This window comes from Pseudomonas sp. MPB26, assembly GCF_046605355.1.
In the GTDB taxonomy this organism is placed as follows: Bacteria; Pseudomonadota; Gammaproteobacteria; order Pseudomonadales; family Pseudomonadaceae; genus Aquipseudomonas; species Aquipseudomonas cedrina.
In genome coordinates this window covers 2,619,621-2,640,230 of sequence record NZ_CP176793.1, presented here as the reverse complement: position 1 = coordinate 2,640,230, position 20,610 = coordinate 2,619,621, and the positions used below count along the sequence as shown (strand labels likewise).

General features: G+C 54.5%; 34 protein-coding genes. All 34 read right to left on the bottom strand.

What is annotated here, in order from left to right; genetic code table 11:
• Position 1 precedes the first annotated feature (1 nt).
• The 34 genes from bfr to rpsL all read right to left on the bottom strand — a co-directional run bounded on the left by bfr (position 2) and on the right by rpsL (position 20,489).
• On the bottom strand, positions 2 to 466 hold the full coding sequence (gene bfr / locus ACLH0H_RS12210) for a bacterioferritin (protein ID WP_003176400.1): 465 nt from the start codon (positions 464 to 466) through the stop codon (positions 2 to 4).
• Between the two features lie 155 nt (positions 467 to 621).
• Positions 622 to 2,070 (bottom strand): catalase, encoded by a 1,449-nt coding sequence (locus ACLH0H_RS12205; protein WP_411382153.1) that lies wholly within the window; start codon positions 2,068 to 2,070, stop codon positions 622 to 624.
• A gap of 238 nt (positions 2,071 to 2,308) precedes the next feature.
• On the bottom strand, positions 2,309 to 2,695 hold the full coding sequence (gene rplQ / locus ACLH0H_RS12200) for a 50S ribosomal protein L17 (RefSeq protein ID WP_007918448.1): 387 nt from the start codon (positions 2,693 to 2,695) through the stop codon (positions 2,309 to 2,311).
• A 41-nt stretch (positions 2,696 to 2,736) separates the two neighbouring features.
• Complete coding sequence (locus ACLH0H_RS12195) at positions 2,737 to 3,738, bottom strand: DNA-directed RNA polymerase subunit alpha (protein ID WP_003176403.1); 1,002 nt, start codon at positions 3,736 to 3,738, stop codon at positions 2,737 to 2,739.
• Positions 3,739 to 3,760: 22 nt separating this feature from the next.
• Positions 3,761 to 4,381 (bottom strand): 30S ribosomal protein S4, encoded by a 621-nt coding sequence (gene rpsD, locus ACLH0H_RS12190; RefSeq protein WP_003176404.1) that lies wholly within the window; start codon positions 4,379 to 4,381, stop codon positions 3,761 to 3,763.
• Between the two features lie 18 nt (positions 4,382 to 4,399).
• Positions 4,400 to 4,789, bottom strand: coding sequence for a 30S ribosomal protein S11 (rpsK, locus tag ACLH0H_RS12185; RefSeq protein WP_002555466.1), 390 nt, complete (start codon positions 4,787 to 4,789; stop codon positions 4,400 to 4,402).
• Positions 4,790 to 4,819: 30 nt separating this feature from the next.
• Positions 4,820 to 5,176, bottom strand: a complete 357-nt coding sequence (gene rpsM / locus ACLH0H_RS12180; RefSeq protein WP_003210063.1) for a 30S ribosomal protein S13 — start codon at positions 5,174 to 5,176, stop codon at positions 4,820 to 4,822.
• A gap of 129 nt (positions 5,177 to 5,305) precedes the next feature.
• Positions 5,306 to 5,422 (bottom strand): 50S ribosomal protein L36, encoded by a 117-nt coding sequence (gene rpmJ / locus ACLH0H_RS12175; protein ID WP_002555468.1) that lies wholly within the window; start codon positions 5,420 to 5,422, stop codon positions 5,306 to 5,308.
• 28 nt (positions 5,423 to 5,450) lie between these two features.
• The gene (gene secY / locus ACLH0H_RS12170; protein ID WP_003194637.1) at positions 5,451 to 6,779 is read right to left on the bottom strand and encodes a preprotein translocase subunit SecY; all 1,329 of its coding nucleotides are present in this window, start codon (positions 6,777 to 6,779) and stop codon (positions 5,451 to 5,453) included.
• Complete coding sequence (gene rplO / locus ACLH0H_RS12165) at positions 6,780 to 7,217, bottom strand: 50S ribosomal protein L15 (RefSeq protein WP_003176407.1); 438 nt, start codon at positions 7,215 to 7,217, stop codon at positions 6,780 to 6,782. It lies immediately after the preceding gene.
• A gap of 3 nt (positions 7,218 to 7,220) precedes the next feature.
• Entirely contained in the window at positions 7,221 to 7,397 is a 177-nt protein-coding gene (gene rpmD, locus ACLH0H_RS12160; RefSeq protein WP_003176408.1) for a 50S ribosomal protein L30, read from the bottom strand.
• Between the two features lie 2 nt (positions 7,398 to 7,399).
• Positions 7,400 to 7,900, bottom strand: coding sequence for a 30S ribosomal protein S5 (gene rpsE / locus ACLH0H_RS12155; RefSeq protein WP_003176409.1), 501 nt, complete (start codon positions 7,898 to 7,900; stop codon positions 7,400 to 7,402).
• 3 nt (positions 7,901 to 7,903) lie between these two features.
• Positions 7,904 to 8,254: a 50S ribosomal protein L18 gene (gene rplR, locus ACLH0H_RS12150; protein WP_003176410.1), complete on the bottom strand. Its 351-nt coding sequence runs from the start codon at positions 8,252 to 8,254 to the stop codon at positions 7,904 to 7,906.
• 10 nt (positions 8,255 to 8,264) lie between these two features.
• Positions 8,265 to 8,798: a 50S ribosomal protein L6 gene (rplF, locus tag ACLH0H_RS12145; protein WP_003176412.1), complete on the bottom strand. Its 534-nt coding sequence runs from the start codon at positions 8,796 to 8,798 to the stop codon at positions 8,265 to 8,267.
• Between the two features lie 12 nt (positions 8,799 to 8,810).
• Entirely contained in the window at positions 8,811 to 9,203 is a 393-nt protein-coding gene (rpsH, locus tag ACLH0H_RS12140; protein ID WP_003176413.1) for a 30S ribosomal protein S8, read from the bottom strand.
• A 207-nt stretch (positions 9,204 to 9,410) separates the two neighbouring features.
• Positions 9,411 to 9,716 carry a 30S ribosomal protein S14 gene (gene rpsN / locus ACLH0H_RS12135; RefSeq protein WP_003176414.1) on the bottom strand — a complete coding sequence of 102 codons (306 nt, stop codon included), beginning with the start codon at positions 9,714 to 9,716 and terminating at the stop codon, positions 9,411 to 9,413.
• A 13-nt stretch (positions 9,717 to 9,729) separates the two neighbouring features.
• Positions 9,730 to 10,269, bottom strand: a complete 540-nt coding sequence (gene rplE / locus ACLH0H_RS12130; protein WP_003176415.1) for a 50S ribosomal protein L5 — start codon at positions 10,267 to 10,269, stop codon at positions 9,730 to 9,732.
• Positions 10,270 to 10,289: 20 nt separating this feature from the next.
• The gene (gene rplX, locus ACLH0H_RS12125) at positions 10,290 to 10,604 is read right to left on the bottom strand and encodes a 50S ribosomal protein L24 (protein ID WP_003176416.1); all 315 of its coding nucleotides are present in this window, start codon (positions 10,602 to 10,604) and stop codon (positions 10,290 to 10,292) included.
• Between the two features lie 11 nt (positions 10,605 to 10,615).
• Positions 10,616 to 10,984 carry a 50S ribosomal protein L14 gene (gene rplN, locus ACLH0H_RS12120; protein ID WP_002555479.1) on the bottom strand — a complete coding sequence of 123 codons (369 nt, stop codon included), beginning with the start codon at positions 10,982 to 10,984 and terminating at the stop codon, positions 10,616 to 10,618.
• Between the two features lie 23 nt (positions 10,985 to 11,007).
• The gene (rpsQ, locus tag ACLH0H_RS12115; RefSeq protein ID WP_003176419.1) at positions 11,008 to 11,274 is read right to left on the bottom strand and encodes a 30S ribosomal protein S17; all 267 of its coding nucleotides are present in this window, start codon (positions 11,272 to 11,274) and stop codon (positions 11,008 to 11,010) included.
• A 2-nt stretch (positions 11,275 to 11,276) separates the two neighbouring features.
• Positions 11,277 to 11,468, bottom strand: a complete 192-nt coding sequence (gene rpmC, locus ACLH0H_RS12110) for a 50S ribosomal protein L29 (protein ID WP_002555481.1) — start codon at positions 11,466 to 11,468, stop codon at positions 11,277 to 11,279.
• On the bottom strand, positions 11,468 to 11,881 hold the full coding sequence (rplP, locus tag ACLH0H_RS12105) for a 50S ribosomal protein L16 (RefSeq protein ID WP_003232424.1): 414 nt from the start codon (positions 11,879 to 11,881) through the stop codon (positions 11,468 to 11,470). Before rplP ends, rpmC begins: the two co-directional genes overlap by 1 nt.
• Before the next feature lie 12 nt (positions 11,882 to 11,893).
• The gene (gene rpsC, locus ACLH0H_RS12100; protein WP_003176422.1) at positions 11,894 to 12,580 is read right to left on the bottom strand and encodes a 30S ribosomal protein S3; all 687 of its coding nucleotides are present in this window, start codon (positions 12,578 to 12,580) and stop codon (positions 11,894 to 11,896) included.
• Between the two features lie 13 nt (positions 12,581 to 12,593).
• Entirely contained in the window at positions 12,594 to 12,926 is a 333-nt protein-coding gene (gene rplV, locus ACLH0H_RS12095; protein ID WP_003103908.1) for a 50S ribosomal protein L22, read from the bottom strand.
• An 11-nt stretch (positions 12,927 to 12,937) separates the two neighbouring features.
• A complete protein-coding gene (gene rpsS, locus ACLH0H_RS12090) occupies positions 12,938 to 13,213 on the bottom strand; it encodes a 30S ribosomal protein S19 (RefSeq protein ID WP_003232420.1) in 276 nt (91 codons plus the stop codon).
• Positions 13,214 to 13,229: 16 nt separating this feature from the next.
• The gene (rplB, locus tag ACLH0H_RS12085) at positions 13,230 to 14,054 is read right to left on the bottom strand and encodes a 50S ribosomal protein L2 (RefSeq protein ID WP_003176423.1); all 825 of its coding nucleotides are present in this window, start codon (positions 14,052 to 14,054) and stop codon (positions 13,230 to 13,232) included.
• Positions 14,055 to 14,068: 14 nt separating this feature from the next.
• Positions 14,069 to 14,368: a 50S ribosomal protein L23 gene (gene rplW / locus ACLH0H_RS12080; RefSeq protein WP_002555488.1), complete on the bottom strand. Its 300-nt coding sequence runs from the start codon at positions 14,366 to 14,368 to the stop codon at positions 14,069 to 14,071.
• Positions 14,365 to 14,967, bottom strand: coding sequence for a 50S ribosomal protein L4 (rplD, locus tag ACLH0H_RS12075; protein ID WP_057014518.1), 603 nt, complete (start codon positions 14,965 to 14,967; stop codon positions 14,365 to 14,367). The genes rplW and rplD overlap by 4 nt, the downstream gene beginning before the upstream one ends.
• Before the next feature lie 12 nt (positions 14,968 to 14,979).
• Positions 14,980 to 15,615, bottom strand: coding sequence for a 50S ribosomal protein L3 (gene rplC / locus ACLH0H_RS12070; protein ID WP_003194649.1), 636 nt, complete (start codon positions 15,613 to 15,615; stop codon positions 14,980 to 14,982).
• 81 nt (positions 15,616 to 15,696) lie between these two features.
• A complete protein-coding gene (gene rpsJ, locus ACLH0H_RS12065) occupies positions 15,697 to 16,008 on the bottom strand; it encodes a 30S ribosomal protein S10 (RefSeq protein ID WP_003186070.1) in 312 nt (103 codons plus the stop codon).
• A 159-nt stretch (positions 16,009 to 16,167) separates the two neighbouring features.
• Entirely contained in the window at positions 16,168 to 17,361 is a 1,194-nt protein-coding gene (gene tuf, locus ACLH0H_RS12060) for an elongation factor Tu (RefSeq protein ID WP_003176426.1), read from the bottom strand.
• A 30-nt stretch (positions 17,362 to 17,391) separates the two neighbouring features.
• Complete coding sequence (gene fusA, locus ACLH0H_RS12055) at positions 17,392 to 19,497, bottom strand: elongation factor G (RefSeq protein ID WP_015886136.1); 2,106 nt, start codon at positions 19,495 to 19,497, stop codon at positions 17,392 to 17,394.
• Between the two features lie 30 nt (positions 19,498 to 19,527).
• A complete protein-coding gene (rpsG, locus tag ACLH0H_RS12050; protein WP_002555493.1) occupies positions 19,528 to 19,998 on the bottom strand; it encodes a 30S ribosomal protein S7 in 471 nt (156 codons plus the stop codon).
• Between the two features lie 119 nt (positions 19,999 to 20,117).
• Positions 20,118 to 20,489: a 30S ribosomal protein S12 gene (gene rpsL, locus ACLH0H_RS12045; RefSeq protein ID WP_002555494.1), complete on the bottom strand. Its 372-nt coding sequence runs from the start codon at positions 20,487 to 20,489 to the stop codon at positions 20,118 to 20,120.
• Between the last annotated feature and the right edge of the window lie 121 nt (positions 20,490 to 20,610).

The window sequence follows — 20,610 nt, the reverse complement described above, 5'->3', positions numbered from 1 at the left end:
ATCAGAACTGCGATTGCAGGTAATTCTCCAGGCCGATCAGCTTGATCAGGCCCAACTGCTTTTCCAGCCAGTAGGTGTGATCTTCTTCAGTGTCATTCAACTGCACCCGCAGGATTTCCCGCGTGACGTAGTCATTGTGCTGCTCGCAGAGCTCGATGCCCTTGCAGAGCGCGGCACGCACCTTGTACTCCAGGCGCAAGTCGGCAGCGAGCATGTCAGGTACCGTGGTGCCCACATCCAAGTCATCCGGACGCATACGCGGCGTGCCTTCGAGCATGAGGATACGGCGCATCAGTGCGTCGGCGTGCTGTGCCTCTTCTTCCATCTCGTGGTTGATACGTTCGTAGAGCTCGGTAAAGCCCCAGTCTTCGTACATGCGCGAATGGATGAAATATTGGTCACGAGCAGCCAGTTCGCCCGTCAGCAACGTGTTGAGGTAATCGATTACGTCGGGGTGACCTTGCATCGCCCTACATCTCCCTGCTTTAAAGGCTGTAGTTTGAACCATGCCGACTCGAAGGTCACGGGACCAACGGCAGAAAAGTGAAGGTTTTCGGAGAAAAGTAGCTGAAATAACGCAAAAACCGCCCAAATGAGGGCGGTTCTGCTTATCGTTTAGAGTTAGTTAAGCGATACGCCCAGTGCCTTTGCGATTGCTTCTCCATAAGCAGGATCTGCCTTGTAGAAGTGCTGCAACTGACGCTGGACTACATCGCTGGACACTCCACTCATCGCACCGGCGATATTGCTGGTGAGCAGCGCTTTTTGCTCGTCGTTCATCAGGCGGAAGAGCGCACCGGCGTGGCTGTAGTAATCGGTGTCTTCACGGTGATCATAACGATCTGCGGCACCGCTCAAGGCCAAGGCCGGCTCTGCATACTGAGGTGCTTGCTTCGGCGCATCGGCGTAGCTGTTCGGCTCATAGTTGGGCGCCGCGCCACCGTTGCTGCCGAACGCCATCGAGCCGTCGCGCTGATAGCTGTTCACTTGATTGCGTGGGGCGTTCACCGGCAGTTGCTGGTGATTGGTGCCCACGCGGTAGCGGTGGGCATCGGCGTACGCGAACACACGACCTTGCAGCATGCGGTCCGGCGACAGGCCCACACCTGGAACCATGTTGCTCGGGCCGAAAGCCGCCTGCTCAACTTCAGCGAAGTAGTTTTGCGGGTTGCGGTTGAGTTCCAATTCACCGACTTCAATCAACGGAAATTCTTTCTGCGACCAGGTTTTGGTCACGTCGAACGGGTTCTCGTAATGAGCATTCGCCTGGGCTTCGCTCATGACCTGAATGCAGACGCGCCATTTCGGGAAATCACCACGCTCGATCGCACCGAACAGATCGCGCTGGGCGTAATCGGGATCGGTACCCGCCAGGCGCGCTGCTTCGGCCGGCGCCAGGTTCTTGATGCCTTGCTGGGTCTTGTAGTGCCACTTGACCCAGTGACGCTCGCCGTTGGCGTTGATCAGGCTGTAGGTGTGGCTGCCAAAGCCGTGCATGTGACGATAGCCGTCGGGAATGCCACGGTCCGAAAACAGAATAGTGACCTGGTGCAACGCTTCCGGGGAGTGCGACCAGAAGTCCCACATCATCTGCGCGCTTTTCAGGTTGCTTTGCGGCAGGCGCTTCTGGGTGTGGATGAAGTCCGGGAACTTCAATGGGTCGCGAATGAAGAACACAGGAGTGTTGTTACCCACGATGTCCCAGTTGCCTTCTTCGGTGTAGAACTTCAACGCAAAGCCACGTGGATCACGTTCGGTGTCCGCTGAACCGCGCTCACCACCTACGGTTGAAAACCGCAGGAAGGTCGGGGTTTGCTTGCCAACAGCTTCAAACAGCTTGGCGCTGGTGTATCGAGTGATGTCTTGGGTGACGGTGAAGGTGCCGTAAGCGCCCGACCCCTTGGCGTGCACACGACGCTCGGGGATGTTCTCGCGGTTGAAGTGCGCGAGCTTCTCGATCAGGTGGAAGTCATCGAGCAGCAATGGGCCGCGCGGGCCGGCGGAACGGGAATTCTGGTTATCCGCAACGGGGGCACCGCTGGCGGTGGTAAGGACTTTATTCTGGCTCATGCGCAATTTCCTTAGGTCGGGCTTGGAACTGCCGGCTAATCGGCTTGGGGAGGAGTATTGACCATCAACATGACGGCCACAAATTTATTAAATTGTCGGCATCAATAGAAAATAACTAACAATAATTCCACCCCCCATAGTGCCAAGCGCAACCCTGGGAAACTTGTACGCATCACGCCTTTATTGCGCACACAAAAAACCGGGCGCTAGGCCCGGTTCTTCGATACAGCTTATCGGCTTACTCGGCGCTTACAGCTTCGCCAGCAGTAGCACGATCAACCAACTCGACGTACGCCATAGGCGCGTTGTCGCCAGTGCGGAAACCGCACTTGAGGATGCGCAGGTAGCCACCCTCACGGGTAGCGTAACGCTTGCCCAGGTCGTTGAAGAGCTTACCAACGATAGCTTTCGAGCGAGTACGGTCGAAAGCCAGACGGCGGTTAGCCAGGCTGTCTGTCTTGGCCAAAGTGATCAGCGGCTCAGCAACGCGACGCAGTTCTTTAGCTTTTGGCAGTGTAGTTTTGATCAGCTCGTGCTCGAACAGCGACACCGCCATGTTTTGAAACATGGCCTTGCGGTGCGAGCTGGTACGGCTCAGGTGACGACCACTTTTACGATGACGCATGGTTCATTCCTTACCAAACTCACGTTCGGTGATTACGACGATCAGGCAGTCGCCTTGTCGTCCTTCTTAAGACTTGCAGGCGGCCAGTTGTCGAGGCGCATGCCGAGGGACAGACCGCGGGAGGCCAGAACGTCCTTGATTTCAGTCAAGGATTTCTTGCCCAGGTTCGGAGTCTTCAACAGCTCTACTTCGGTACGCTGAATCAGGTCACCGATGTAGTAGATGTTTTCCGCCTTAAGGCAGTTAGCCGAACGTACAGTCAGTTCCAGATCGTCAACCGGGCGAAGCAGGATCGGATCGATCTCGTCTTCCTGCTCGATTACCACTGGTTCGCTATCACCTTTGAGGTCGACGAACGCAGCCAACTGCTGTTGCAGAATGGTTGCAGCGCGGCGAATAGCCTCTTCAGGATCCAGGGTACCGTTGGTTTCCAGATCAATAACCAGCTTGTCCAGGTTAGTACGCTGCTCGACACGGGCGTTTTCCACCACGTATGCGATACGGCGAACCGGGCTGAACGAAGAGTCAAGCTGCAAGCGACCAATGCTGCGGCTTTCGTCTTCATCGCTCTGACGCGAGTCGGCCGGTTCATAACCACGACCACGAGCTACGGTGAGCTTCATGTTCAGGGCGCCGTTAGACGCCAGGTTAGCGATTACGTGATCGGGGTTAACGATCTCGACATCATGATCCAGCTGAATATCGGCAGCGGTAACCACCCCCGAACCCTTCTTCGACAAGGTCAGCGTAACTTCGTCACGGCCGTGCAGCTTGATAGCCAGACCTTTAAGGTTCAACAGGATTTCAATTACGTCTTCCTGTACACCTTCGATGGCGCTGTACTCGTGGAGCACACCGTCAATCTCGGCCTCGACTACTGCACAGCCGGGCATTGAGGACAACAGGATGCGGCGCAGCGCGTTGCCCAGGGTGTGGCCAAAACCACGCTCGAGAGGCTCGAGAGTGATCTTGGCGCGGGTTGGACTGACAACCTGCACATCAATGTGGCGGGGTGTCAGGAACTCATTTACCGAAATCTGCATGGATGCACCTATTTTCTAGCCCTTACTTGGAGTAGAGCTCGACAATCAGGCTTTCGTTGATGTCGGCGGACAGATCACTGCGAGCAGGAACGTTCTTGAAAACGCCCGACTTCTTCTCAGTGTCTACTTCTACCCATTCTACGCGGCCACGTTGGGCACACAGATCGAGAGCTTGGACAATGCGAAGTTGGTTTTTAGCTTTCTCGCGAACTGCAACCACGTCACCAGCACGAACCTGGTAGGACGGAACGTTTACGGTTTGACCGTTAACGCTGATCGACTTGTGCGATACCAGCTGACGGGATTCGGCACGAGTCGAACCAAAGCCCATACGGTATACAACGTTGTCCAGACGGCATTCGAGCAGTTGCAGCAGGTTTTCACCAGTTGCACCTTTCTTGCCAGCAGCTTCTTTGTAGTAGCCGCTGAATTGACGCTCGAGAACGCCGTAGATACGACGGACCTTCTGCTTTTCACGCAGTTGGGTGCCGTAATCGGACTGGCGACCGCGGCGTTGGCCGTGGATACCAGGTGCTGCTTCAATGTTGCACTTCGATTCGATCGCGCGCACGCCGCTCTTCAAGAAGAGATCGGTGCCTTCGCGACGAGCGAGTTTGCATTTTGGACCAATGTAACGAGCCATTCTTTACAATCTCCTGGATTACACGCGGCGCTTCTTCGGCGGACGGCACCCGTTGTGCGGGATTGGCGTCACGTCGGTGATGCTGGCGATCTTATAGCCACAGCCGTTCAAAGCACGGACAGCAGACTCACGACCTGGACCTGGACCTTTGACGTTAACGTCGAGGTTTTTCAGGCCGTATTCCAGCGCAGCTTGGCCAGCACGTTCAGCAGCTACTTGAGCAGCAAACGGGGTGGACTTGCGGGAACCGCGGAAACCCGAACCACCGGAGGTAGCCCAAGAAAGCGCGTTACCTTGACGGTCGGTGATGGTCACGATGGTGTTGTTAAAAGATGCATGGATGTGGGCGATGCCATCAACCACTGTCTTTTTAACTTTTTTACGAGGACGAGCAGCAGGTTTTGCCATGATAATTTTCCTGTCGATTCGCGTGGGCGATTACTTGCGGATCGGCTTACGCGGACCTTTACGGGTACGCGCGTTAGTCTTGGTACGCTGACCGCGTACTGGAAGACCACGACGATGACGCAGACCGCGGTAGCAACCGAGGTCCATCAAACGCTTGATTTTCATGTTGATTTCGCGACGCAGGTCACCTTCAGTGGTGAACTTCGCCACTTCGCCACGCAACAGCTCGATCTGCTCGTCGCTCAGATCCTTGATCTTTGCGGCTGGGTTTACCCCAGTGTCTGCGCAAATTTTCTGCGCAGTAGTGCGACCAACACCATAGATGTAGGTCAGCGAGATAACAGTGTGCTTGTTATCTGGAATGTTAACGCCTGCAATACGGGCCATTCAGTGGGACTCCAATTGACAGCTACCTACGCCCCGGAAGCCAAGAAATAGGGCGCGAGATAATATCGCTGTAATAACAAATAATCAACCCGGCAGCGCACTAGCTGCCGGGCTTCAAGCGGATCACATTCAGCCTTGGCGCTGTTTGTGACGCGGTTCCGCGCTGCAAATTACTCGAACAACACCTTCGCGGCGAATAATCTTGCAGTTACGGCACAGCTTTTTCACCGATGCACGAACTTTCATCACCAACTCCTCGAACCTTATGGGGTACTCAGCGCAACATGCCGCTGCCGTAGCCCTTCAGGTTGGCTTTCTTCATCAGGGATTCGTACTGGTGCGAAACGAGGTGCGATTGTACTTGGGACATGAAGTCCATCACAACCACGACCACGATCAGCAACGAGGTCCCGCCAAGGTAGAACGGAACGTTTGCTGCAACCACCAGGAACTGGGGAAGCAGACACACGGCCGTCATATATAGAGCACCGAACAGGGTCAAACGAGTCAGAACGCCATCAATGTAGCGCGCAGACTGCTCACCTGGACGAATACCCGGAATAAAGGCACCGGACTTCTTCAGGTTTTCCGCTACGTCTTTCGGATTGAACATCAACGCCGTATAGAAGAAGCAGAAGAAAATAATCCCTGCACTAAACAGCAGAATATTCAACGGCTGACCAGGAGCGATCGACTGAGAGAGGTCCTGCAGCCAGCCCATATTTTCAGACTGACCAAACCAGGTACCCAACGAAGCCGGAAACAGCAAAATGCTGCTCGCGAAAATTGCCGGAATAACGCCGGCCATATTCACTTTCAGCGGCAAGTGGCTGGTCTGCGCAGCAAAGACCTTACGGCCCTGCTGACGCTTGGCGTAGTGAACAGCAATACGACGCTGGCCACGCTCAATGAACACCACAAAACCGATAATCGCTACTGCCAGCAAACCGATGGCAACCAGGGCGAAGATATTGATATCACCCTGTCGTGCAGACTCGAAAGACTGCCCGATTGCTCTCGGAAGACCGGCGACGATACCTGCGAAAATCAACATCGAGATACCGTTGCCAACACCACGTTCAGTAATCTGCTCACCCAGCCACATCATGAACATCGCACCAGCCACAAAAGTGGATACTGCGACGAAATGGAAGCCAAAGTCACCAGTGAACGCAACGCCCTGCCCGGCCAGGCCAACGGACATGCCGATAGCTTGAACCAGGGCGAGGACGACAGTGCCGTAGCGGGTGTACTGGCTAATCTTGCGACGACCAGCTTCACCTTCCTTCTTCAACTGCTCCAGCTGCGGGCTGACGGCGGTCATCAATTGCATGATGATCGATGCCGAAATATACGGCATGATCCCCAGCGCAAAAATGCTCATCCGCTCCAACGCGCCGCCGGAAAACATGTTGAACAAGCTAAGAATGGTCCCCTCATTCTGTCGAAACAGGTCTGCGAGTCGGTCCGGGTTGATACCTGGAACCGGGATGTGTGCGCCTATTCGGTAGACGATAATCGCCAGGAACAGAAAACGCAGACGAGCCCAAAGTTCAGACATACCGCCTTTGCCGAGCGCTGAGAGAGCACCTTGCTTAGCCATTTATTCCTCGAACTTGCCGCCAGCTGCTTCGATAGCCGAACGCGCACCTTTGGTGGCGCCGATTCCCTTGCCGATAGTGACAGCGCGAGTCACTTCACCGGACAGCATGATTTTCACACGCTGTACGTTGACGTTGATCACGTTGGCATCTTTCAGGGTCTGCACAGTAACGATGTCGCCTTCCACTTTAGCCAGCTCGGACAGACGCACTTCTGCGCGATCCATGGCCTTCAGGGATACGAAACCGAACTTAGGCAGGCGACGATGCAGCGGCTGTTGACCGCCTTCAAAGCCTGGAGCGATGGTGCCACCGGAGCGGGAGGTTTGACCTTTGTGGCCACGGCCACCAGTCTTACCCAAACCGCTACCGATACCACGGCCCGGACGATGCTTTTCGCGACGGGAACCCGGCGCTGGACTCAGATCATTGAGTTTCATCGATTAACCCTCTACACGCAGCATGTAGTAAGCCTTGTTGATCATCCCGCGATTCTCGGGAGTATCCTGGACTTCTACAGTGTGACCGATGCGACGCAGACCCAGACCTTTAACGCACAATTTATGGTTAGGGATGCGGCCGGTCATGCTTTTGATCAGCGTTACTTTAACGGTAGCCATGATCAGAAGATCTCCTTGACAGTCAAGCCGCGCTTGGCAGCAATGGACTCAGGAGATTGCATAGCTTTCAGACCCTTGAAAGTGGCGTGAACCACGTTTACAGGGTTAGTCGAGCCGTAGCACTTGGCCAGAACGTTCTGGACGCCAGCAACTTCGAGGACAGCACGCATAGCGCCGCCAGCGATGATACCGGTACCTTCAGAAGCAGGCTGCATGTACACCTTCGAAGCGCCATGGGCGGACTTCATTGCGTACTGCAGCGTGGTGCCGTTCAGATCAACCTGGATCATGTTGCGGCGAGCAGCTTCCATTGCCTTCTGGATCGCGGCAGGCACTTCACGTGACTTGCCACGGCCGAAGCCAACACGCCCCTTACCATCACCCACCACGGTCAACGCGGTGAAAGTGAAGATACGGCCGCCTTTAACGGTTTTGGCTACGCGGTTAACTTGAACCAGCTTCTCAATGTAGCCTTCGTCGCGCTTTTGGTCGTTATTTGACATAACTTAGAACTCCAGCCCAGCTTCACGAGCAGCATCAGCCAGCGCTTTAACGCGGCCGTGATACTTGAAGCCAGAGCGGTCGAAAGCCACTTGCGAGACGCCGGCGGCCTTAGCACGCGTAGCGACCAGCTGGCCAACCTTAGTGGCCGCGTCGATGTTGCCGGTGGCACCATCACGCAGTTCTTTATCCAAAGTCGAGGCGCTTGCCAGGACCTGGTTGCCGTCGGCCGAGATGACCTGGGCGTAGATGTGCTGCGACGAGCGATACACGCAGAGACGCACGACTTCGAGTTCGTGCATTTTCAGGCGTGCTTTGCGAGCGCGGCGCAGTCGAGTAACTTTTTTGTCGGTCATTTGCTATGCCCTACTTCTTCTTGGCTTCTTTACGACGGACGACTTCGTCCGCGTAGCGCACACCTTTGCCTTTGTACGGCTCTGGTGGACGGAAGTCGCGGATCTCAGCGGCCACCTGACCTACCAGCTGCTTGTCGATGCCCTTGATCAGGATATCGGTTTGGCTAGGGGTCTCAGCGGTGATGCCTTCCGGCAGTTCGTAATCCACTGGGTGCGAGAAGCCAAGGGCAAGGTTCAGAACCGTGCCTTTTGCTTGCGCTTTGTAACCAACACCGACCAGCTGGAGCTTGCGCTCGAAGCCTTGGCTTACGCCTTGGACCATGTTGTTTACCAACGCACGCGTGGTACCGGCCATTGCGCGAGTTTGTTGATCGCCATTGCGAGCAGCGAAACGCAGCTCACCAGCTTCTTCAACGATCTCAACGGACGAATGGATGTTCAGTTCAAGAGTGCCCTTGGCACCCTTCACCGAAAGCTGTTGGCCTGCGAATTTGACTTCGACACCGGCTGGCAGCTTAACGGGGTTCTTAGCGACGCGTGACATGCTTATCCCCCCTTAGAACACAGTGCAAAGAACTTCGCCGCCGACACCGGCAGCGCGCGCAGCACGATCCGTCATCACACCTTTGTTGGTGGAGACGATAGACACGCCCAGACCGCCACGAACTTTCGGCAGATCTTCAGCGGACTTGTACTGACGCAGGCCTGGACGGCTAACGCGCTTCACTTCTTCGATGACCGAACGGCCTTCGAAGTACTTCAGCTCGATGGACAGCAGAGGTTTGATTTCGCTGCTGATCTGATAACCCGCAATGTAGCCTTCGTCTTTCAGGACTTTGGCAACAGCTACCTTCAATTTGGAAGATGGCATGCTTACGACGGACTTTTCAGCCATCTGGGCATTACGGATACGAGTTAGCATGTCCGCTAACGGGTCCTGCATACTCATGGCTAGACGCTCCTAATACAAAAAAATTAGCCTTGCGGCTACATATGTCGCCGAGAATCTCCGAGCATAAAACACACGGGCTCAGGCGAGCCGCGTATTTTAGACACACTGCGGAAATGAAACAAGCCCCAAAAGGGGCTTGTTCCAGATTCAAGGTCACCGGCGGTCAGTATCTTGCGATACCAACTGCCTTGACGCTGAAAGTACTTACCAGCTGGCTTTAACCAGACCTGGTACGTCACCACGCATTGCCGCTTCACGCAGTTTGTTACGGCCGAGGCCGAACTTGCGGTAAACGCCGTGTGGACGACCGGTCAGGCGGCAGCGGTTACGCATGCGCGAGGCGCTTGCATCACGTGGCTGCTTCTGCAGGGCAACTGTAGCTTCCCAACGTGCTTCTGGACTTGCGTTCAGATCAACGATGATCGCTTTCAGTGCTGCACGCTTCTTGGCGTACTTGGCAACCGTGAGCTGACGCTTCAGCTCGCGGTTTTTCATGCTCATCTTGGCCATGGTCCTACTCCAATCAGTTGCGGAACGGGAATTTGAAAGCACGCAACAGGGCGCGACCTTCATCATCGTTCTTGGCAGTGGTGGTCAGGGTGATGTCCAGACCGCGGAGAGCATCGATCTTGTCGTAGTCGATTTCCGGGAAGATGATCTGCTCTTTAACGCCCATGCTGTAGTTACCACGACCATCGAAGGACTTGGCATTCAGGCCGCGGAAGTCGCGAACCCGAGGCAGGGAGATCGACAGCAGACGATCCAGGAATTCGTACATACGCTCACGGCGCAGAGTCACTTTGACGCCGATCGGCCAGCCTTCGCGGACTTTAAAGCCAGCGATGGATTTCCGAGCGTAAGTCACAACGACTTTTTGACCGGTGATCTTTTCCAGGTCAGCAACAGCGTGCTCGATGACTTTTTTGTCACCGACCGCTTCGCCCAAACCCATGTTCAGGGTGATTTTGGTAACGCGTGGAACTTCCATCACGTTCGAAAGCTTAAGTTCTTCCTTAAGCTTCGGTGCGATTTCTTTCCAGTAAATCTCTTTTAGTCGTGCCATGGTCTTCTACCTAGCAGTGTTCAAGCATCAACCGCTTTTTGGGTCGACTTGAAGACACGAATTTTCTTGCCATCTTCTACTTTGAAACCAACGCGGTCAGCCTTGTTGGTTTCGCCGTTGAAAATGGCGACGTTAGAAGCGTCCAGCGGAGCTTCTTTTTCGACGATACCGCCCTGCACGCCCGACATCGGGTTCGGCTTGGTATGACGCTTGACCAGGTTCAGACCGCCGATAACCAGACGGTTATTAGCGAGAACCTTAAGCACCTTACCGCGCTTACCTTTGTCTTTGCCGGCGATCACGATGATCTCGTCGTCACGACGAATCTTTTGCATGTCGGATCTCCTTACAGCACTTCTGGGGCGAGCGAGACGATCTTCATGAACTTCTCAGTACGAAGTTCACGGGTCACTGGCCCAAAGATACGGGTGCCGATAGGCTCTTGCTTGTTGTTCAGAAGAACAGCAGCGTTGCCATCAAAGCGGATAATGGAGCCATCAGCACGACGTACGCCGTGACGAGTGCGGACTACAACAGCAGTCATCACTTGGCCTTTTTTCACTTTACCGCGAGGAATTGCTTCCTTGACAGTAACCTTGATGATGTCACCGATACCAGCGTAACGACGATGGGAGCCACCCAGCACCTTGATGCACATAACGCGGCGAGCGCCGCTGTTATCGGCCACATCGAGCATGGATTGAGTCTGAATCATATAATTTCTCCGACCCCTAGTCCTTAGACTTCCACAGCGCGTTCGAGAACATCAACCAGTGCCCAAGACTTGGTCTTGGCCAGCGGACGAGTTTCACGAATAGTGACTTTGTCGCCGATGTGGCACTGATTGGTTTCGTCGTGCGCGTGCAGCTTAGTCGAACGCTTAACATATTTACCGTAGATCGGGTGCTTAACGCGACGCTCGATCAAAACGGTGATGGTTTTGTCCATCTTGTCGCTGACAACACGGCCAGTCAGCGTACGGACAGTCTTTTCGGCTTCAGCCATGATCACTTACCTGCCTGCTGGTTGAGCACAGTCTTCACGCGAGCGATGTCACGCTTAACTTGCGAGAGCAGATGAGACTGCCCCAACTGGCCAGTTGCTTTCTGCATACGCAGATTGAACTGGTCGCGCAGCAGGCCGAGCAGTTGCTCGTTCAGCTGCTGTGCGGATTTTTCACGAAGTTCATTCGCTTTCATCACATCACCGTCCGTTTAACAAAGGCGGTGGCGAGCGGCAGCTTTGCAGCAGCCAGGGCAAAAGCCTCACGCGCCAGCTCTTCAGTTACACCCTCGATTTCATACAGGACTTTGCCTGGCTGAATCTGGGCTACCCAGTATTCCACGTTACCCTTACCTTTACCCATACGAACCTCGAGAGGTTTTTTGGAGATCGGCTTGTCCGGGAATACACGGATCCAGATCTTGCCACCACGTTTTACGTGACGGGTCAGTGCACGACGCGCTGACTCGATCTGACGAGCGGTGAGACGACCACGAGCTACAGACTTCAGCGCGAACTCGCCGAAGCTGACTTTGCTACCGCGCTGAGCCAGACCACGGTTGTGGCCTGTCATCTGCTTGCGGAACTTCGTACGCTTTGGTTGCAACATTTGGCGTACCCCTTACTTAGCAGCTTTTTTACGAGGCGCTGGTGCTTGTGGTTTCAGTTCTTCTTGGCGACCACCAATTACTTCGCCTTTGAAGATCCAAACCTTTACACCGATCACACCGTAAGTGGTGTGAGCTTCGTAGTTGGCATAGTCGATGTCGGCACGCAGGGTGTGCAGTGGCACACGACCTTCGCGATACCATTCAGTACGTGCGATTTCAGCACCGCCGAGACGACCGCTCACTTGGATTTTGATGCCTTTGGCACCAATGCGCATGGCGTTCTGTACGGCGCGCTTCATAGCGCGACGGAACATGACGCGACGCTCCAGCTGCTGAGCTACGCTCTGCGCAACCAGCATACCGTCGAGCTCCGGCTTGCGGATCTCTTCGATATTGATGTGCACAGGCACACCCATTTGCTTGGTCAGGTCCTGACGCAGTTTCTCAACATCTTCACCTTTCTTCCCGATAACAATACCTGGACGAGCGGTGTGGATGGTGATACGTGCGGTTTGCGCCGGGCGATGGATATCGATACGGCTTACGGACGCGCTTTTTAGTTTGTCTTGGAGATACTCACGCACCTTCAGATCAGCGAACAAATAGTCCGCATAAGTCCGGCCGTCTGCATACCAGACGGAGGTGTGTTCCTTGACGATTCCCAGGCGAATGCCAATGGGATGTACTTTCTGACCCATCTCTTCGACTCCGTTACTTGTCAGCAACCTTGACAGTGATATGGCAAGACCGCTTGACGATGCGATCAGCACGGCCTTTGGCACGTGGCATGATTCGCTTCAGCGAACGCCCTTCGTTGACGAAAACGGTGCTGACCTTAAGGTCATCAACGTCTGCGCCTTCGTTATGCTCGGCGTTGGCTACGGCCGACTCCAGCACTTTCTTCATGATCTCGGCGGCTTTCTTACTGCTGAAAGCCAACAGGTTGAGCGCTTCGCCCACCTTCTTCCCGCGGATCTGGTCGGCGACCAAGCGGGCTTTCTGGGCGGAGATTCGAGCGCCCGACAACTTAGCGGCTACTTCCATTTCCTAACCCCTTAACGCTTGGCTTTCTTGTCTGCCACGTGCCCACGATAAGTGCGGGTACCGGCAAACTCGCCTAGTTTGTGGCCGACCATGTCTTCGTTCACGAGAACTGGGACGTGCAAGCGACCGTTGTGTACAGCGATGGTCAAACCGACCATTTGTGGCAGGATCATCGAACGACGCGACCAGGTTTTAACTGGTTTGCGATCGTTCTTTTCCGCCGCCACTTCGATCTTCTTCAGTAGGTGAAGATCAATAAAAGGACCTTTTTTCAGAGAACGTGGCACTGTCGTATCCCTCTATTTACTTGCGACGACGGACGATCATTTTGTCGGTACGCTTATTACCACGAGTCTTCGCGCCCTTAGTCGGGAAGCCCCATGGCGATACCGGATGACGACCACCAGAGGTACGACCTTCACCACCACCGTGTGGGTGGTCAACCGGGTTCATGGCAACACCACGAACGGTTGGGCGAACGCCACGCCAGCGTTTGGCACCAGCTTTACCCAGCGAACGCAGGCTGTGCTCGGAGTTCGAGACTTCGCCCAGGGTCGCGCGGCATTCAGCCAGCACTTTACGCATCTCACCAGAACGCAGACGCAGGGTCACGTAGACACCTTCACGAGCGATCAGCTGAGCCGAAGCACCAGCGGAACGAGCGATTTGCGCGCCTTTACCTGGCTTCAATTCGATGCCGTGTACGGTGCTACCAACTGGAATGTTGCGCAGTTGCAGAGCGTTGCCCGGCTTGATCGGCGCCAAAGCACCTGCAATCAGCTGGTCACCAGCACTCACGCCTTTAGGGGCAATGATGTAGCGACGCTCGCCATCTGCGTACAGCAGCAGAGCGATGTGAGCAGTACGGTTTGGATCGTATTCAATACGCTCGACAGTGGCGGAGATGCCATCTTTGTCGTTGCGACGGAAATCGACCAGACGATAATGCTGCTTATGGCCACCACCGATGTGACGAGTGGTAATACGACCATTGTTGTTACGACCACCAGTCTTCGATTTTTTCTCGAGCAGCGGTGCGTGAGGAGCGCCTTTATGCAGCTCCTGGTTGACCACCTTGACCACAAAACGGCGGCCAGGGGAAGTCGGTTTGCATTTAACGATTGCCATGATGCACCCCTTCCTTACTCAGCACTGCTGCTGAAATCGAGATCTTGGCCTGGCTGAAGGGAGATAACTGCCTTCTTCCAGTCATTACGCTTGCCCAGACCGCGAGCAGTGCGCTTGCTCTTACCCAGAACATTCAGGGTAGTAACACGCTCTACTTTCACGCTGAACAGGCTTTCGACGGCCTTCTTGATTTCCAGCTTGGTTGCGTCAGTTGCAACCTTGAAAACGAACTGGCCTTTCTTGTCAGCCAGAACCGTAGCCTTTTCGGAAACGTGCGGGCCAAGCAGAACTTTAAATACGCGTTCCTGGTTCATCCCAGCAGCTCCTCGAATTTCTTCACGGCCGACACGGTGATCAACACCTTGTCGTATGCGATCAGACTAACTGGATCGGAACCTTGCACGTCACGTACATCGACGTGTGGCAGGTTGCGAGCAGCCAGGTACAGGTTCTGATCAACAGCTTCGGACACGATCAAAACGTCGGTCAGGCTCATGTTGGTCAGTTTGCCCAGCAGTTCTTTGGTTTTTGGACTTTCAACAGCGAAGTCCTGAACCACGACCAGACGATCGGTACGCACGAGTTCAGCAAGGATGGAGCGCAGAGCTGCGCGGTACATCTTCTTGTTGAGCTTCTGCGAGTGATCCTGTGGACGAGCTGCGAAAGTGGTACCGCCGCCGCGCCAGATTGGGCTACGGATAGTACCGGCACGAGCACGGCCAGTGCCTTTCTGACGCCAAGGGCGCTTACCGCCACCACGTACGTCGGAACGGGTCTTTTGCTGCTTGCTACCTTGACGGCCGCCGGCCATGTAGGCCACGACTGCTTGGTGAACCAGCGTCTCGTTGAATTCGCCGCCAAATGTCAGTTCGGAAACTTCGATCGCTTGAGCGTCATTTACATTTAATTGCATGTCAGCTTCCCCTTAACCGCGAGCCTTGGCCGCTGGACGTACAACCAGGTTGCCGCCAGTAGCGCCAGGAACAGCACCCTTGACCAACAACAGATTGCGTTCAGCGTCGACGCGCACTACTTCGAGGGACTGCACGGTCACGCGCTCAGCGCCCATATGACCGGACATTTTTTTGCCCTTGAATACACGACCAGGAGTCTGGCACTGGCCAATAGAGCCCGGGACGCGGTGGGAAACGGAGTTACCGTGAGTGTTGTCTTGGCCACGGAAATTCCAACGCTTGATCGTACCCTGGAAGCCTTTACCCTTGGACTGACCGGTTACATCAACCAGTTGACCAGCGGCGAAGATTTCAGCGTTGATCAGATCGCCAGCCTGGTAGTCGCCGTCTTCAAGACGGAACTCCATGACGGTGCGACCAGCTGCAACGTTTGCTTTAGCGAAGTGACCTGCTTGAGCAGCAGTCACGCGCGAAGCACGACGCTCGCCGACAGTGACTTGCACTGCACGATAGCCATCGGTTTCTTCAGTTTTGAACTGGGTGACGCGATTCGGCTCGATCTCAATGACCGTGACCGGAATGGAGACACCTTCTTCGGTGAAAATACGGGTCATACCGCATTTACGACCGACTACACCAATAGTCATGTTGTAAACCTCATGAGTGTACGGGGCTTTCACCCGCTATGGCCGCCCATTTCAGAGCGTTACACGACTAAGACCCAAGTCTTAGCCGAGGCTGATCTGTACTTCCACACCGGCCGCCAGATCGAGCTTCATAAGTGCATCAACGGTTTTATCCGTTGGCTGGACGATGTCCAGTACGCGCTTATGAGTACGGATCTCGTACTGGTCACGCGCGTCTTTGTTGACGTGCGGGGAGACCAGAACGGTGAACCGCTCTTTACGGGTAGGCAGTGGAATTGGACCACGCACTTGAGCACCAGTACGTTTCGCGGTTTCCACGATTTCCTGGGTGGATTGGTCGATCAGGCGATGGTCAAAAGCCTTCAACCTGATACGGATTTGCTGATTTTGCATTGGATTTCAGACTCCGGCTGCTATTCCCAGCGAGCGCAATACGCCCGTTAAAAGGAGGCGCAATTCTATAGACGGCCCTGATAGGTGTCAACCCAATAAAAAAGGCCCCCGCTGAGCGGGGGCCTTTTCAAAACATCAGAACTATCTCAGAAGAGATAATTACTCGATGATTTTAGCTACAACGCCAGCACCAACGGTACGGCCGCCTTCACGGATTGCGAAACGCAGACCGTCTTCCATAGCGATGGTTTTGATCAGGGTGACAACCATTTTGATGTTGTCGCCTGGCATTACCATTTCTACGCCTTCCGGCAGTTCGCAGTTACCAGTCACGTCAGTAGTACGGAAGTAGAACTGTGGACGGTAGCCTTTGAAGAACGGAGTGTGACGACCGCCTTCTTCTTTGCTCAGCACGTACACTTCAGCTTCGAACTTGGTGTGCGGCTTAACCGAACCTGGCTTAACCAGAACCTGGCCACGCTCAACGTCGTCACGCTTGGTACCACGCAGCAGAACGCCGCAGTTCTCGCCAGCACGACCTTCGTCGAGCAGCTTACGGAACATTTCAACACCGGTGCAGGTGGTGACGGTAGTGTCACGCAGACCAACGATTTCCAGTGGATCTTGAACCTTGACGATACCGCGCTCGATACGACCAGTTACAACAGTACCGCGACCGGAGATCGAGAATACGTCTTCGATTGGCATCAGGAACGGCTTGTCGATAACACGGACTGGATCTGGGATGTAGCTATCCAGAGTCTCAACCAGTTTACGAACGGACGTGGTGCCCATTTCGTTATCGTCTTTGCCTTCCAGAGCCATACGAGCAGAACCGATGATGATCGGAGTGTCGTCGCCTGGGAAGTCGTAAGTGCTCAGCAGATCGCGCACTTCCATCTCAACCAGCTCCAGCAGCTCAGCGTCGTCTACCAGGTCGGCCTTGTTCAGGTAAACCACGATGTACGGAACGCCAACCTGACGGGACAGCAGGATGTGCTCACGGGTTTGTGGCATCGGACCATCAGCGGCCGAGCAAACCAGGATCGCGCCGTCCATCTGGGCAGCACCGGTGATCATGTTCTTCACATAGTCAGCGTGACCTGGGCAGTCAACGTGAGCGTAGTGACGGATCAGCGAGTTGTATTCAACGTGCGCGGTGTTGATGGTGATACCACGAGCTTTTTCTTCTGGTGCGCTGTCGATTTTATCGAAATCAACGATTGCAGAACCGAAAACTTCGGAGCAAACGCGAGTCAGAGCAGCAGTCAGAGTGGTTTTACCGTGGTCAACGTGACCGATGGTGCCAACGTTGACGTGCGGTAGGGAACGATCAAATTTTTCTTTAGCCACGACAATTAACTCCTTGCCTAAAGGACTGAATCAGCCTTGTTTTTTGGATACAGTTTCAGCGATGTGCGCCGGAGCTGTGTTGTATTTTTTGAATTCCATAGAGTAGCTTGCGCGACCCTGAGACATGGAGCGAACGTCAGTCGCATAACCGAACATCTCACCCAACGGAACCTCGGCGCGAATCACTTTGCCGGAAACCGTGTCTTCCATACCCAGAATCATGCCGCGACGACGGTTAAGGTCGCCCATGACATCACCCATATAGTCTTCAGGTGTAACAACTTCTACCGCCATGATTGGCTCAAGCAACTCACCACCGCCCTTCTGGGCCAGTTGCTTGGTTGCCATGGAGGCAGCCACCTTAAACGCCATCTCGTTGGAGTCGACGTCGTGGTAAGAACCGTCAAAAACGGTTGCTTTCAGGCCGATCAGCGGATAGCCGGCAACAACACCGTTTTTCATCTGCTCTTCGATACCCTTCTGGATAGCAGGGATGTATTCCTTAGGAACCACACCACCTACTACTTCGTTCACGAATTGCAGACCTTCCTGACCTTCGTCAGCAGGAGCAAAACGGATCCAGCAGTGACCGAACTGACCACGACCGCCGGACTGACGAACGAACTTGCCTTCGATTTCACAGTTCTTCGTGATGCGCTCACGATAGGAAACCTGAGGCTTACCGATGTTGGCTTCGACGTTGAACTCACGGCGCATCCGGTCAACCAGGATGTCCAGGTGAAGCTCGCCCATGCCGGAGATGATCGTTTGACCAGTCTCTTCATCAGTCTTGACGCGGAAAGATGGATCTTCCTGAGCAAGCTTGCCCAGAGCGATACCCATTTTTTCCTGGTCATCCTTGGTCTTAGGCTCTACGGCAACCGAAATAACCGGCTCCGGGAAGTCCATGCGAACCAGGATGATTGGCTTGTCAGCGTTGCACAAGGTTTCACCAGTGGTGACGTCCTTCATGCCGATCAGGGCCGCGATGTCACCAGCGCGCACTTCCTTGATCTCTTCGCGGGCGTTTGCGTGCATTTGCACCATACGACCCACGCGCTCTTTCTTGCCTTTAACCGAGTTGATCACGCCGTCGCCGGAGTTCAACACGCCCGAGTAAACGCGGACGAAGGTCAAGGTACCCACGAATGGGTCAGTGGCAATTTTAAATGCCAGAGCGGAGAACGGTTCTGCGTCGTCTGCATGACGCTCCAGCTCGATAGTCTCGTCATCCGGGTCGGTACCCTTGATGGCTGGAATATCAACCGGTGCCGGCAGGTAGTCGATCACAGCATCGAGAACCAGAGGAACGCCCTTGTTCTTGAACGAGGAACCGCAAACAGCCAGGACGATTTCGCCAGCGATAGTACGCTGACGCAGAGCGGCCTTGATTTCCACGTTGGTGAGCTCTTCACCTTCGAGGTACTTGTTCATCAGCTCTTCGTTGGCTTCGGCCGCAGCTTCAACCATGTTGTTGCGCCATTCGTCAGCCAGTTCCTGCAGTTCAGCAGGGATAGGCTTGCGAACAGGAACCATACCTTTGTCGGCATCGTTCCAGTAGACAGCTTCCATGGTCAACAGATCGATCTGACCCTGGAAATTATCTTCGGAACCGATAGCCAACTGGATTGGCACCGGAGTATGACCCAGACGCTGCTTGATCTGACCGATCACGCGCAGAAAGTTCGCACCAGCACGGTCCATCTTGTTGACGTAAACAAGACGTGGAACGCCGTATTTGTTGGCTTGACGCCATACGGTTTCCGACTGCGGCTCAACACCCGAGGTGCCGCAGAACACAACGACAGCGCCGTCGAGCACGCGCAGGGAACGTTCAACTTCAATGGTGAAGTCTACGTGGCCCGGGGTATCGATTACGTTGAAGCGGTGTTCATCTTTGTACTGCTTCTCGGAACCTTTCCAGAAGGCGGTAATAGCAGCAGAAGTAATGGTAATACCACGCTCCTGCTCCTGAACCATCCAGTCTGTGGTCGCGGCGCCGTCATGCACCTCGCCCATCTTGTGACTTTTGCCGGTGTAAAACAGTACGCGCTCGGTGGTGGTGGTTTTGCCAGCATCCACGTGAGCAACGATACCGATGTTACGGTAGCGGCTAATCGGAGTAGTACGAGCCATAAAGCCCTCGCAAAATTAGTGAAGCTAAGATTAGAAGCGGTAGTGCGAGAAAGCTTTGTTGGCTTCAGCCATACGGTGCACGTCTTCACGCTTCTTAACAGCAGCACCTTTACCTTCAGCAGCGTCCAACAGTTCGCCAGCCAAACGCAGGGCCATAGACTTCTCGCCACGCTTACGGGCGAAGTCTACCAACCAGCGCATTGCCAGAGCGTTACGACGGGACGGACGAACTTCGACCGGAACCTGGTAAGTAGCACCGCCTACACGGCGCGACTTCACTTCGACCAGCGGAGCGATGGCGTCGAGAGCTTTCTCGAAGATTTCCAGGGGGTCGCTGTTCTTGCGTTCTTTAACCTTTTCCAGCGCGCCATAAACGATACGCTCGGCAACGGCTTTCTTGCCGCTTTCCATCACGTGGTTCATGAACTTGGCCAGGATTTGGCTTCCGTATTTTGGATCGTCAAGCACTTCGCGCTTGGCTGCTACGCGTCTTCTTGGCATGGATAAGCCCTCAAACGGTCTTCAGGTTCGTTCGGAATTAGCGCCCTTTCGGGACGGCTCCGACCTTACTCTTATCGACTCAGAAAATAAGATGATTCAGTTTTTACAAAAAGCCGCTACTACTTAGGCTTCTTGGTACCGTACTTCGAACGACCCTGGTTACGACCTTTAACGCCGGAAGTATCCAAGGAGCCGCGTACGGTGTGGTAACGAACACCTGGCAAGTCTTTTACACGACCGCCACGGATCAGCACCACGCTGTGCTCTTGCAGGTTGTGACCTTCACCACCGATGTACGAGGAAACCTCGAAACCGTTGGTCAGGCGCACACGGCATACTTTACGCAGTGCCGAGTTAGGTTTTTTCGGCGTGGTGGTATACACACGGGTGCATACGCCACGACGTTGCGGGCAGTTCTGCAGCGCAGGCACGTCGGATTTCTCGACGATACGCTTACGCGGCTGACGTACCAGCTGGTTGATAGTTGCCATCTACTAGCTCCACTGTTGTCTTGCGACGCTATTGTCTTGCAAGAAAAGCAAAATGGCAGGAACGAATTCCCGCCAAATTTAGGGGTACAAGAGTCTAAAGAGGATCTTGTCCCCAGTCAAG

Coding starts and splice junctions, on each gene's coding strand:
- bfr (WP_003176400.1), bottom strand. CDS start 466: ATGCAAGGTCACCCCGACGTAATCGATTACCTCAACACGTTGCTGACG.
- ACLH0H_RS12205 (WP_411382153.1), bottom strand. CDS start 2,070: ATGAGCCAGAATAAAGTCCTTACCACCGCCAGCGGTGCCCCCGTTGCG.
- rplQ (WP_007918448.1), bottom strand. CDS start 2,695: ATGCGTCATCGTAAAAGTGGTCGTCACCTGAGCCGTACCAGCTCGCAC.
- ACLH0H_RS12195 (WP_003176403.1), bottom strand. CDS start 3,738: ATGCAGATTTCGGTAAATGAGTTCCTGACACCCCGCCACATTGATGTG.
- rpsD (WP_003176404.1), bottom strand. CDS start 4,381: ATGGCTCGTTACATTGGTCCAAAATGCAAACTCGCTCGTCGCGAAGGC.
- rpsK (WP_002555466.1), bottom strand. CDS start 4,789: ATGGCAAAACCTGCTGCTCGTCCTCGTAAAAAAGTTAAAAAGACAGTG.
- rpsM (WP_003210063.1), bottom strand. CDS start 5,176: ATGGCCCGTATTGCAGGCGTTAACATTCCAGATAACAAGCACACTGTT.
- rpmJ (WP_002555468.1), bottom strand. CDS start 5,422: ATGAAAGTTCGTGCATCGGTGAAAAAGCTGTGCCGTAACTGCAAGATT.
- secY (WP_003194637.1), bottom strand. CDS start 6,779: ATGGCTAAGCAAGGTGCTCTCTCAGCGCTCGGCAAAGGCGGTATGTCT.
- rplO (WP_003176407.1), bottom strand. CDS start 7,217: ATGAAACTCAATGATCTGAGTCCAGCGCCGGGTTCCCGTCGCGAAAAG.
- rpmD (WP_003176408.1), bottom strand. CDS start 7,397: ATGGCTACCGTTAAAGTAACGCTGATCAAAAGCATGACCGGCCGCATC.
- rpsE (WP_003176409.1), bottom strand. CDS start 7,900: ATGTCAAATAACGACCAAAAGCGCGACGAAGGCTACATTGAGAAGCTG.
- rplR (WP_003176410.1), bottom strand. CDS start 8,254: ATGACCGACAAAAAAGTTACTCGACTGCGCCGCGCTCGCAAAGCACGC.
- rplF (WP_003176412.1), bottom strand. CDS start 8,798: ATGTCACGCGTCGCTAAGAACCCCGTTAAGCTGCCAGCCGGTGTCGAA.
- rpsH (WP_003176413.1), bottom strand. CDS start 9,203: ATGAGTATGCAGGACCCGTTAGCGGACATGCTAACTCGTATCCGTAAT.
- rpsN (WP_003176414.1), bottom strand. CDS start 9,716: ATGGCCAAGATGAGCATGAAAAACCGCGAGCTGAAGCGTCAGCTCACG.
- rplE (WP_003176415.1), bottom strand. CDS start 10,269: ATGGCACGACTAAAAGAGATTTACTGGAAAGAAATCGCACCGAAGCTT.
- rplX (WP_003176416.1), bottom strand. CDS start 10,604: ATGCAAAAGATTCGTCGTGACGACGAGATCATCGTGATCGCCGGCAAA.
- rplN (WP_002555479.1), bottom strand. CDS start 10,984: ATGATTCAGACTCAATCCATGCTCGATGTGGCCGATAACAGCGGCGCT.
- rpsQ (WP_003176419.1), bottom strand. CDS start 11,274: ATGGCTGAAGCCGAAAAGACTGTCCGTACGCTGACTGGCCGTGTTGTC.
- rpmC (WP_002555481.1), bottom strand. CDS start 11,468: ATGAAAGCGAATGAACTTCGTGAAAAATCCGCACAGCAGCTGAACGAG.
- rplP (WP_003232424.1), bottom strand. CDS start 11,881: ATGTTGCAACCAAAGCGTACGAAGTTCCGCAAGCAGATGACAGGCCAC.
- rpsC (WP_003176422.1), bottom strand. CDS start 12,580: ATGGGTCAGAAAGTACATCCCATTGGCATTCGCCTGGGAATCGTCAAG.
- rplV (WP_003103908.1), bottom strand. CDS start 12,926: ATGGAAGTAGCCGCTAAGTTGTCGGGCGCTCGAATCTCCGCCCAGAAA.
- rplB (WP_003176423.1), bottom strand. CDS start 14,054: ATGGCAATCGTTAAATGCAAACCGACTTCCCCTGGCCGCCGTTTTGTG.
- rplW (WP_002555488.1), bottom strand. CDS start 14,368: ATGAACCAGGAACGCGTATTTAAAGTTCTGCTTGGCCCGCACGTTTCC.
- rplD (WP_057014518.1), bottom strand. CDS start 14,967: ATGCAATTAAATGTAAATGACGCTCAAGCGATCGAAGTTTCCGAACTG.
- rplC (WP_003194649.1), bottom strand. CDS start 15,615: ATGACTATTGGTGTAGTCGGTCGTAAATGCGGTATGACCCGTATTTTC.
- rpsJ (WP_003186070.1), bottom strand. CDS start 16,008: ATGCAAAATCAGCAAATCCGTATCAGGTTGAAGGCTTTTGACCATCGC.
- fusA (WP_015886136.1), bottom strand. CDS start 19,497: ATGGCTCGTACTACTCCGATTAGCCGCTACCGTAACATCGGTATCGTT.
- rpsG (WP_002555493.1), bottom strand. CDS start 19,998: ATGCCAAGAAGACGCGTAGCAGCCAAGCGCGAAGTGCTTGACGATCCA.
- rpsL (WP_002555494.1), bottom strand. CDS start 20,489: ATGGCAACTATCAACCAGCTGGTACGTCAGCCGCGTAAGCGTATCGTC.